This is a genomic window from Collimonas silvisoli (assembly GCF_018305005.1).
Taxonomy (GTDB): domain Bacteria; phylum Pseudomonadota; class Gammaproteobacteria; order Burkholderiales; family Burkholderiaceae_D; genus Collimonas; species Collimonas silvisoli.
In genome coordinates this window covers 1-11,052 of the sequence record NZ_JAGQEG010000133.1, presented here as the reverse complement: position 1 = coordinate 11,052, position 11,052 = coordinate 1, and the positions used below count along the sequence as shown (strand labels likewise).

Annotated in this window: 6 protein-coding genes and 1 tRNA gene; 4 read left to right on the top strand and 3 right to left on the bottom strand. The window is 53.8% G+C overall.

Annotated elements, in window-relative coordinates:
• Nucleotides 1–173: 173 nt before the first annotated feature.
• Nucleotides 174–932, top strand: coding sequence for a TetR/AcrR family transcriptional regulator (locus KHU33_RS23965; protein WP_211467667.1), 759 nt, complete (start codon nucleotides 174–176; stop codon nucleotides 930–932).
• A gap of 11 nt (nucleotides 933–943) precedes the next feature.
• Here the strand turns inward: KHU33_RS23965 and KHU33_RS23960 are convergent, their stop codons facing one another.
• Nucleotides 944–1,735 (bottom strand): uracil-DNA glycosylase family protein, encoded by a 792-nt coding sequence (locus KHU33_RS23960; protein ID WP_211467665.1) that lies wholly within the window; start codon nucleotides 1,733–1,735, stop codon nucleotides 944–946.
• A gap of 60 nt (nucleotides 1,736–1,795) precedes the next feature.
• Entirely contained in the window at nucleotides 1,796–3,877 is a 2,082-nt protein-coding gene (gene uvrB, locus KHU33_RS23955; RefSeq protein ID WP_230414525.1) for an excinuclease ABC subunit UvrB, read from the bottom strand.
• A gap of 126 nt (nucleotides 3,878–4,003) precedes the next feature.
• On the opposite strand from uvrB, the gene KHU33_RS23950 reads away from it, so the two are divergent.
• The 3 genes from KHU33_RS23950 (at nucleotide 4,004) to KHU33_RS23940 (ending at nucleotide 9,276) form a co-directional block, all read left to right on the top strand.
• Nucleotides 4,004–5,221: an amino acid aminotransferase gene (locus KHU33_RS23950; protein ID WP_211467663.1), complete on the top strand. Its 1,218-nt coding sequence runs from the start codon at nucleotides 4,004–4,006 to the stop codon at nucleotides 5,219–5,221.
• Between the two features lie 108 nt (nucleotides 5,222–5,329).
• A tRNA-Asn gene (locus KHU33_RS23945) sits at nucleotides 5,330–5,405 on the top strand.
• 532 nt (nucleotides 5,406–5,937) lie between these two features.
• Entirely contained in the window at nucleotides 5,938–9,276 is a 3,339-nt protein-coding gene (locus tag KHU33_RS23940) for an NERD domain-containing protein (protein WP_211467661.1), read from the top strand.
• 340 nt (nucleotides 9,277–9,616) lie between these two features.
• Here the strand turns inward: KHU33_RS23940 and KHU33_RS23935 are convergent.
• A partial coding sequence (locus KHU33_RS23935) for a 3'-5' exonuclease (RefSeq protein ID WP_211467659.1) occupies nucleotides 9,617–11,052 on the bottom strand: 1,436 nt, incomplete at its 5' end.

The following is an 11,052-nucleotide window of genomic DNA, read 5'->3' as shown; positions in this document are numbered from 1 at the left end:
CCAGCGTGGCTTTTGGCCAGATTGCCATTTAAACAATTACAACAAATAAGGTTATGGCCGAGGACTGGATTCGCCAAGGAAATAGTGGCAAATGTAAAAATATATTCAAGGAAGCGGCGCTTAAACCTATAATGTCGACCCTCCGCACAGTCCTCTTTTGAGCAGCACTCAGTATGGCCATCCGCAAATCAAAGACACCGCAATCACCGACGCAGAGAGCTGACCAGAAACGCGTCGACATCCTGAAATCAGCAGGAAAGTGTTTCCGCAAGACCGGTTTTCACCAGACCTCGATGCAGGAAATCTGCAGCGAAGTAGGCCTCGGCCCGGGCGCGGTGTACCGCTATTTCACCAGCAAGGATGCGATTATTGCGGCCATGGCGGAGGACGAACGGCGTCAGGCCCGCACCTTGTTGTCAGAGTTTCACGATACCGACGACCTGCCGCAGGCCTTGTCGGCCATCACCCGCGCCTTCGCCCGCCGCTACGCCGCCATCAGCGACGCCGGCCTGATGACTGAAATCTACGCCGAGGGCTTGCGCAACAAGCGGGTCGGCGCGGTGATCAAGACGGCTGATACGGAATGGATAGACGGCCTGGCAGACATGCTGCACACCGCCCAGGAACGCGGTCAGATCGACCCCGCCCTGGATCCACAGACGGCGGCGCTGCTGCTGACCGCCATGTGGGACGGCATCGTGATCCGGCAAGCCTACACGCCGGAACTGCCGGAGGCGATGCTGGCGCTGTTTGACGACATGCTCAAGCGCTGGCTGGCAACCGCCGCCGTCAGTAAACGCGCCAAGCCTGTACCAGCCCCAAAAGCCGTAGCGCCTGCCGCTGAGCCGGAACTGGATCTCGGTCCGACACCTGCAGCCGAAAAACCATTGACCCAGGCCGAAATCGATCTACGGCAAATGAGCTTGATCTAAGCCTCTTGCGATTAACTTACGCGCCGTAACAGCTGCATCGGCCCGAACAAGGCTTGCATGCCGGCGTTGCCGATAAAACTCAGATTGTAGGGATGCTCGGCGACTGCTTTCGGGAAGCGTGCGGTCACCGCATAGGCATTCAACTGCTCGGCGATTTTCCCCCACAGCACCAACGTCGGCAGACTCTCTCCGCGCTGGTCCGCGGCATCGGCCAGCCCTTGCAACACGGCTTGCATGAACGGCTGCCAGGCTTTGGCGTCCTTGACCGGCGGCACATCCGGGCGAAATACCAGCGAAGCGTTTAACAACAAGAAACCCTGCCCCACCATATTGGCCTGCAAATCGGCCAGCAACTGGATCGCCGGCGAGCTGTCCAGTTGCGCCCGCTGCGCCACTTCCGACATCGCATCGCCGGTAGTGTTTTCCAGCGCCAGCTGACCATCCGCCACCAGCAGCATCTTCATAAAATTACGCAGGGAGGTGGCGCGGTTGACCTGCTTGGACAAACCCTTCTCCGACCACAAGGAACCGACCGCGCCGTCCATGAAGCAGACCCCGGTAGCGCTCGCAGCACGCGGATAAGGCCCCTCGCCCACCAGCACATAACGCACCGCATCCAGCGGCTGGGTAAAGGCGGCAAACATGCGGCCTTCAGTCGGCAGGTAATCGGCCGCGGCCAGATCCTGCAAATAGGCCGGATTAGCCCGCGCTACGGCGCGCAAGCCATTCTCCACGATAGTCAGCCAGGACGCATGCACACCATCTAAAGCAGCGCGGATTGAAGCAGGAAGAAAATCAGTCATAAGCCATTAAAAAACACAAACCGGATTGATAAAACATACAGGCAGTTAATCGGCCTGCAACTACAAAACAATATTGTCCGCTCCCGGCGCACCGAACAACTGCGTCTTCAACACATGCAGTTGGTCGCGCACTTGCGCGGCTTTTTCGAACTCCAGATTCTTGGCGTGATCGATCATCAATTTTTCCAGGCGCTTGATTTCCTTGCTCACCTGCTTCTCGCTCATCGCTTCGTACTTGGCCTGGTCCTGCGCCGCATGCAACTCTTCGCGCGCTTCCTGCGGGCTGTAGACGCCGTCGATCAACTCCTTGATCTGCTTGTTGATGCCGACCGGCGTGATGCCGTTGGCCGCATTGAAGGCAATCTGCTTGTTGCGGCGGCGCTCGGTTTCGTCGATCGCGCGGCGCATGGAATCGGTCATGCGGTCCGCATACAGGATCGCGGTGCCGTTCAGGTTACGCGCGGCGCGGCCTATGGTCTGGATCAGGCTGCGCTCGGAGCGCAGGAAGCCCTCCTTGTCGGCATCCAGGATCGCCACCAGCGACACTTCAGGAATATCCAGGCCTTCGCGCAACAGGTTGATCCCGACCAGCACGTCAAAGGTGCCCAGACGCAGATCGCGGATGATCTCGACCCGTTCGACGGTTTCGATATCGCTATGCAGATAGCGCACCTTGATGCCGTTATCGCTGAGGAACTCCGTCAGTTGTTCCGCCATGCGCTTGGTCAACGTGGTGACCAGCACGCGCTCGTTTTTCTTGATGCGGGCGCTGGCCTCGGTCATCAGATCGTCGACCTGGCTCAAGGCCGGCCGCACTTCGATCGCGGGATCGATCAGGCCGGTCGGCCGCACCACCTGCTCCACCACTTGGCCGGCATGCTGGTTTTCATAATCGGCCGGCGTGGCCGACACGAAAATCGTCTGCCGCATCTTGCCTTCGAATTCATCGAAGCGCAGCGGCCGGTTATCCAGCGCCGACGGCAGCCGGAAACCGTAATCCACCAGATTGGTCTTGCGCGCGCGGTCGCCGTTGTACATGCCGTTCAACTGCCCGATCAGCACGTGCGATTCGTCCAGGAACATCAGCGCATCCTGCGGCAGGTAATCGACCAGCGTCGGCGGCGGCTCGCCCGGCAAGGCGCCGCTCAAATGGCGCGAATAGTTTTCGATGCCCTTGGTGAAACCGATTTCCTGCATCATTTCCAGATCGAAACGGGTGCGCTGCTCTATGCGCTGTTCCTCGATCAATTTATTTTCCTTGCGGAAAAATTCGAGCCGATCGCGCAGTTCTTCCTTGATGGTGTCGATGGCGCGCAGCACGGTGGCGCGCGGCGTCACATAGTGCGAACCGGGATAGACGGTGAAGCGCGGAATTTTTTGCCGCACGCGGCCGGTCAGCGGATCGAACAGTTGCAGGCTGTCGATTTCATCGTCGAAGGTCTCGATGCGCAAGGCCAGCTCGGCATGCTCGGCCGGAAACACGTCGACGGTATCGCCGCGCACGCGGAAAGTGCCGCGCCCGAAATCGATTTCGTTGCGGGTGTATTGCATCTGGATAAGGCGTGCGATCAGGTCGCGCTGGCTGACCTTGTCCTTGGCGCGCAAGGTCAGGATCATCTGGTGGTATTCGTTGGGATTACCGATACCGTAGATCGCCGACACCGTTGCCACAATCACCACATCGCGCCGCTCCATCAGCGATTTGGTGCAGGACAAGCGCATCTGCTCTATATGTTCATTGATCGACGAATCTTTCTCAATGAACAAGTCGCGCTGCGGCACATAGGCTTCCGGCTGGTAATAATCGTAGTAACTGACGAAATATTCCACCGCGTTCTGCGGAAAAAACTCGCGAAACTCGCTGTACAGCTGGGCCGCCAGCGTTTTATTGGGGGCAAAGACGATCGCCGGCCGCCCCATGCGGGCGATCACATTCGCCATCGTGTACGTCTTGCCGGAGCCGGTAACTCCCAGCAAAGTCTGATAAAACAAGCCGTCTTCCACCCCTTCCGCCAGTTTGGCGATCGCACTCGGCTGATCGCCTGCCGGCAGAAACGGCTGGAACAATTTGTAGGGTGAATTAGGAAAAGTGACGATTTTAGACTCGTCAACACTACTGGAAACCTGTGATATGTCAGCCATGGGCTTCGACCTTTGGTAGAATAAGCGGTAGTAAATCCGCGCCGGTCAGCGAAGTATTCGTGACCCGGCACAGCATTCAACCCGGCTACAAAATCCGCTTTGCAGCCAACTTTTTATGTTATCACGATGAACGCACCTCTTTCAGCCTCCCTCTTTACCGCCATCGAAATGGCGCCACGCGATCCTATCCTCGGCATCACCGAGGGCTTCAATGCGGATCAAAATCCAGGCAAGACCAACCTCGGCGTCGGCGTCTATTACGACGACAACGGCAAGGTGCCGCTGCTGGAATGCGTGCAAAAGGCTGAAGCGCTGCTGATTGAAAAACTGGCGCCGCGCACCTACCTGCCGATCGAAGGCCTGGCCGCTTACGACAAAGCTGTGCAAGAACTGGTATTTGGGGCCGATAGCGCGGTAGTGCAAGAGAAACGTGCGATCACCGTGCAAGCCATCGGCGGCACCGGCGCGTTGAAACTGGGCGCCGATTTCCTCAAGCGCTTCGCCGCCAGCAATGCGCAAGTCTGGATCAGCGATCCAAGCTGGGAAAACCACCGCGCGCTGTTTGAATCGGCCGGCTTCACCGTCAACAACTATCCTTACTACGATCCGGCTACCCGCGGCGTCAACTTCAGCGGCATGCTGAATGCGCTGCAAACCATGGCCAGCGGCTCGGTAGTAGTGCTGCACGCCTGCTGCCACAACCCGACCGGCGCCGACCTGAGCGACGACGAATGGACCCAGGTCATCGAAGTCGTGACTCAGCGTGGCCTGATTCCATTCCTCGACATGGCTTACCAAGGTTTCGGCGACGGCATCGAAGCCGACGGCCAGGTAGTACGCCGCTTCACCGCAGCCGGCGGCCCGCTGTTCGTCTCGAACTCGTTCTCGAAATCGTTCTCGCTGTATGGCGAACGGGTTGGCGCACTGAGCATCGTCGCCGCCAGCACAGAAGAAGCCGGCCGCGTGCTGTCGCAATTGAAGCGCGTGGTGCGCACCAACTATTCCAACCCGCCGATCCACGGCGGCCAGGTAGTCGCCACCGCCCTGTCCTCGCCAGAGCTGCGCAAACTGTGGGAAGAAGAACTGGCCGGCATGCGCGTACGGATTCGCGAAATGCGCCATCTGCTGGTCAAAAAACTGAAAGAACAGGCGCCAGGCCACGACTTCGATTTCGTCACCAAGCAACGCGGCATGTTCTCCTACTCCGGCCTGACCAAAGCCCAGGTCGAACGCCTGCGCGACGAGTTCTCGATCTACGCCGTCGATACCGGCCGCATCTGCGTTGCCGCACTCAATACAAAAAATATTGATAATGTTGTCGCCGCAATCGCAAAAGTCCTGTAATATTCGGCTCCCGGAGAAGTTGTAGCGACTGCTCCGGGGATGTAGAAAAGTTTAGAAAAAGCTTTGACAACTCAGCGAATTCAAGACTATAATTCTGCTTCTTTCAATTCCCTGATAGCTCAGTCGGTAGAGCGACGGACTGTTAATCCGCAGGTCCCTGGTTCGAGTCCAGGTCGGGGAGCCAGAATACATAAGGGGCCACATGCAAATGTGGCCCCTTTTCTGTTTACGCCCGGATTCTGTGTAACCGCCATGTAACCGGATTCAATCAACGCCGATTCACCCCTATCCATTCATTTGTGAACGACGCTTGCTGTCAGCTACGGTACTCTCTGGGCGCGTCGCAACGCACATGGCAACTCAGTTCAGCGTCCGTGATTGGTGTAGTGAGTAAGAGTTACATTGTCGATAGATGTCTTCGATGTGCTGCCCACATTTCCGGCTATGATGACAGCATTCCAAAGTAGCGGAGCCCAATCATGATGACGCTGTTCGAGAAAGTCTACTTCACGCTTGAACAACTTGTTCAGCGCAACGTAGGCATATTTCCTCTATCCATTGATCTGTTCATTAAAAGGGGGACTGGGACAGACCTCCAACGACAGTCTCCACTTAACCGAAGGACAGTCACCACAGTTTGAAGAAGCTGAGTTGGAGATTGGAATCAACGGTGTCCTTTGCCGATATCTACCCAGAAAAGGACCAGGAGCGAAGCGATGAATGCCAGTCCAGACTTCCCACCCTTAATTCGAATTTTCATCGGAGAACCTATACAAAACCAGTCTGAACACGACTGCCTTCGCGCAGTCTGTGAGGCGTTGGCACAAATACATAGCTGGGCCTATATCTTTGCAAATTTTCATGCTTCAGGACGACAAATAGACCTAGCGGTTTTCACGGAGAAAACGACACTCGTTATCGAAGCAAAAGGCTATTCACTGCCGGTTCGAGGGGGCGTGAACGGTCAGTGGGAGCAATTTGGCCCATTCGGCGCGAGAAAGATCGGCAATGCGTACATCCAGGCGTTGAATGCCAAGAATGCGCTTCGTGACGAAATGCAGCGAATGAACCAGATTGATGGTTACCCAAACGGACTTGTTGTAGTTGCCCCCATCGTTCCAGAAGGATCGACTCTAACTTCTGGCGACTTCAAGGTCGCTGTCACCGACCTAGATCAACTTGCGCAGCTATTGACACGTCCATCTGGCGCGCTCTTAACGCAAGATTTGGGTGAGGTATTGGCAAGGCAACTGGGTCTTGAGGCGATAGTGAGTGCGGATGCTGCACTCAACGATGAAATCCTTGTTGCGGAGAGGTCATGCGAGACATATCTCAAGGCCTTCGGTGATTTCTACGAACCGCTGGCAGCGGAGCTTGTTAGCGACCAGTACAAATGCGGCGTTCTTGAAGTTGGTCCGCCTCAAGTTCAGTCGATGGTCGCGAGCGGTCACGCCGGCGTGCTGATCCACGGGCCATCCGGTTGTGGTAAGACACTGCTCGCAACATCCTGTGCGATATCGTGCGTAGCAACTGGCTGCATTCCGATATTTGTCTCCGCAAAGAATTTTGATGGTGAACTTCAGCGACTCCTCGACAGGGAGGCGGCTCTATTGAATACACGTTCAGCGAGCAATCTCATCACTGCTGGCAGGCTTCTCGGGAAGCGCGTAATTCTGTTCTTAGATGGCTACAATGAATGTCGAGATGATCTCAAGCTCAGTCTGACAAGAAGTCTCAAGGCATTTGCGCTGCGCTATGGCGCGGGCCTCGTCGTCAGTACGCAACAAGATCTTGTCCGCGCTGATCTCCTGATGACGAAAACCGTCATCGTCAAACGACCGTCTGATGAACTCAAGGTAGCCCTTGCCAGGCTCGAAGAGCGAGCTGACGGGGCCGGAAATTTCCGTAGTCTTATTCAGGTAGCGAGCTCCGGTCTTGAGGCCGGGCTCGTGGGACAGGTTGGCGCGTTTTTGCCTGCAGGCGCAAGTAGGTTCGCACTTTTCGACACGTATGCGAGAACTAAACTTCGGACTGCCGCCGCCGAGGGTATTCGGGTCCTCAGCTCATTTGCGGAAACCCTTGTTCACAGAGCCTGCTTCAGCCTCTCTGTGCGCGAGTTCGACCGACTCTGTGACTCGACCAATCTAGATCATGAGGCTCGGCAGCATCTATTGCGATCCCAGTTGTTGCAAGTGCGGGGCGACAGAGTCAGTTTCATTCACGAGCTATTTTTCTCAGCGTTCTCTGCTGAAGCTGCAATCAGGTCGGCCAATGGGGATTTGACGCGCATTCGCGCCGCATTGGGGTCACCACGATTCTTCTCGTCAAAGGCGTTCATTCTCGGAGCCATCGAGGACGACCGTGCCGTGTATGAAGTGCTTGAAAGTCTCACCGATCACGACTTGCTGTCAGCTTGTTCTCGCGGAGAGTGTGGCGCTGCCGCACAATCTATCGTGAAGCGCAAGACTGAGAATATGTTAGAAGTCATGATTGCCGAAGCGCAAAGTGTCCGTTTTCAAATTATCGGGGAAGGATGGAACAGCATAGCCATCGACAAACGCACTTTCCGTCACGAGCTCACAGAATTTGATTCCTATCTTGCTGCAATTGGACAAGGCTTGATGGATGGACAGTATCTGGATGCTGTTATGGCTGCGTGCCGGCACATGGACCAAACCATAACAATTTTCTCAAATGCATGTGCTGCCGACGCCAAGGCTAAGAAGATCCCGCTCCGACACGAAGTGTTTTCGGCAGCGTACGTCATGTATCGCGAAGCAGCGATATCGCGACTGATCAATTTTATCCATAGTGGTGGTCTGTCATTTCACCGCCAGGAAGGTCTCGGATTCGGCCCGGCACTCCGAGCGGCGTGGCTGCGTGCAGAGACACCTGGCCAGTTTTACTTTCTAATCGGGTTGACCAAGTTTTCGGCACATGACAAGGAGGCTGCCCAGTACGTTGCTCGACTGCTGCGAAACGTGAGGTCATATCCGTATCACCTCCAGCTCGATTTAATCGATTTTGCGCAGCATCTTGGTGATGCGGAAGAGCCATACCGAGAAGAGATTATCGACGCACTCCAAGCCTGTCTGGACAAACTGGGTGTCATGATGAACTCAATCATCTTTGAAGCCCTCAAGAGACTGGGTGCACTGGAAGATGATGCATATAGCTATGTTCCGGTCATCCGCGATGAAATTGACAATACCTTGAGTACAGATAGCGGCGAGTCCGATTTATCAGCATGGAGGCTATTTTCATGCCAGTTTGATCATCCTTTCGACTCCTCATACTGGGATGAGATACAGGGACTTGATGATTCAAGAAGGAAGCTTCTCCTCACGAAAGCATGTCGTGGCGCAGAGACGCCCTACCTTTCGTTCTTAGGAATACTCATCCGACAGCTATCTGAATTCAACGACCCTAATGTGGCATCTGCGATTGCCCGATGGACAGCCTTGCCGGAAAAACAGAGTTGCATGCCTCAAGATGCTGTAGAGATTTTCATTAATGCTCATGAAGCTCTCGGGCATCTTGGTGTTGAGTTGCCTCAATCGAGAGGCGAACCAACAACAGCAGCAGAACATGCCTTGCTGGCATGCGGTGAACTCTATTACTGGGCCAGCCGGATCGATCTGGAAGCCCCTCAGACATCAACCTATACCGACGCTGCGCGATCTATTCTTCTAGACCATTCTCTGTGTGCAAGTGCTGGCACGTTACAACTCACCACGTCGCGTATGCTATCAACTGATGGGGCACGGATTTCCTTGGTGAAATACTACCCGGATATCTATGTTGCAATCTGTAGGGAAGCGCTCAAGCGACGGAATCAACAAGTTTCATACTTTGAGCATGGATTCCTAAACAATGTTGATAGCATTGCGTGCTTTGTCATCCAAGTTTTGGGGGAGTTAGGAGAGATCAATGATCTGCAATCCCTCCGAGACTTTTGCGATCACGAACATTACGGCATCAGTTCTCTTGATGCCATCAAGAAAATCGAAGAGCGGACGCGCATCAGCCTTTTCGATAGGTTGAACGTCTACTAACTACCCACGAGAAAGTTTTGTCGTCGGCGAGAGCCAAAAGAGGACATTTAATTTCTTTTGGGTTCCAATTATTTATTGCCAAAATACATTCATCTTGTTGTAGCACATCTAATACAAAATTTACAAAATCAGAGCGTAACGAGGATTTTGAGCGGATTACATTAAGAATAACCAAGCAAAGAATAGTTTCAATTTGTTGATTGGCGGCGCGGGCGTCTGCTCCAAGTGAGGAAAACGTTTCTCCACTATGGACAATGCTATTCCTCATTTCATAGAGCGAATTATATTTCGAAAGCAAATCTCCAAATTTGGTACTCCCGCCATTTGCTGCTGCAGATAGCTATACATGACCAATATCCGTTACCTCAATACCTGCCCGTTGAAGAATATTGAATAAAGCCCCCACCTGCGCTCGATTGGTTTGCGTTGGCCGCCCCCATTTAGGACGCTCCTTTGAAAAAGTGAAAAGGACAGTGTTTATCGCTCTTGAGAATGCAACAAAAAATGCCCGCTTTTCTTCTTCAGGTTGAGCTCTAAAATTCCACCATTGCTCATCTTCCAACCCCATGAAAATAACGGTCTTAAATTCAAGCCCCTTACTCTTGTGAATAGACATAGCAGGCACAACATCTTCCCCAACAAAATCTCTGACCAGGTCCTCGACCGTTCCCGCACTTTCAAGGCTGTTGGCGAGAGCACTGCCCAACTCTGTTGCGACCTTTTCCAGGTAACTGCCATTCATATACTGGCGGTAACAAGTGCGATATCGGGCGGCGCCAACAATTGTCACGATGCCGCTTGGAAAATTCTTTATATCGGCACCGCTGTCCAGGAATTCCTTAGCCCAATTCTTATGCGATAGAGTTAATCGTTCGAGCTCGGCGCTATCTATCTCCTCATCTAATCCTGTCAAGATCCCCAACTCAGATGTTAAGTCGCTCCAAGCCATCGGATCCCGCACGGCAGTAGCCAAGCGTAAAGTCAGCATGACAATATTACTCAGCGGCTCAACCCGAAGATCTTGCAATAATGATTCGTCACGCAGAGATATCCCTCTCGCTCGAAGTTCAGCTTGCAACAAGGCAACCATGTCTCCTACGCTCTGTCTGGCTAATACACAAAAATCACGTGGGCGAGCACCCTCCTCAATTTCTCTATGGATGCGGTTTGCCAGAAAAATTGCCTCAGATTGAGGAGAGTCAAATCCGAATATCGAGCAAACGCCGTCACCCAAGTTACCTGTCGCCGCTTCCGGCTCGGCAGAATCTGTCTCTACAATTTGCGCGATAGCATGTTGTATACGAACCAGCTCAGGAACTGACCTGTAGTTCCGAATTAAAGTAACGGGTTCGGCCTGAAACGCCACTTTGAATTTATCGAATATCTCTGCATCCGCTCCAGCCCAAACCATGATCCGTTGCTTGCCGTCGCCAACGGCAGTAAGAACGCTGTTTGAATTAACGAAGGCCGCCATAATCAGATCCCACTGGGATGGCGTGGTATCTTGAAATTCATCAAGAAAAACGTGCGAATAGGTTGCTCGAAGTACCGCAGTTATTTTCGGATTGCTCCGAAGAAGATAAGCGGCCAAACGATTGAGCATCGGAAAGGAAAGGCTTGGCGCTGTCGATGGCAATGCAAGTTGCTCCTCCCACCATTGGCAACCCCAAGTACGATGAATTTCATTCGTTACAGCGTGATAAGGTAGTTCCGCGCCATGCATCACTTTGTCCAAGGCTTCTTGCACCGTTTTCTTGCTCTTATCCTCCATGTTTG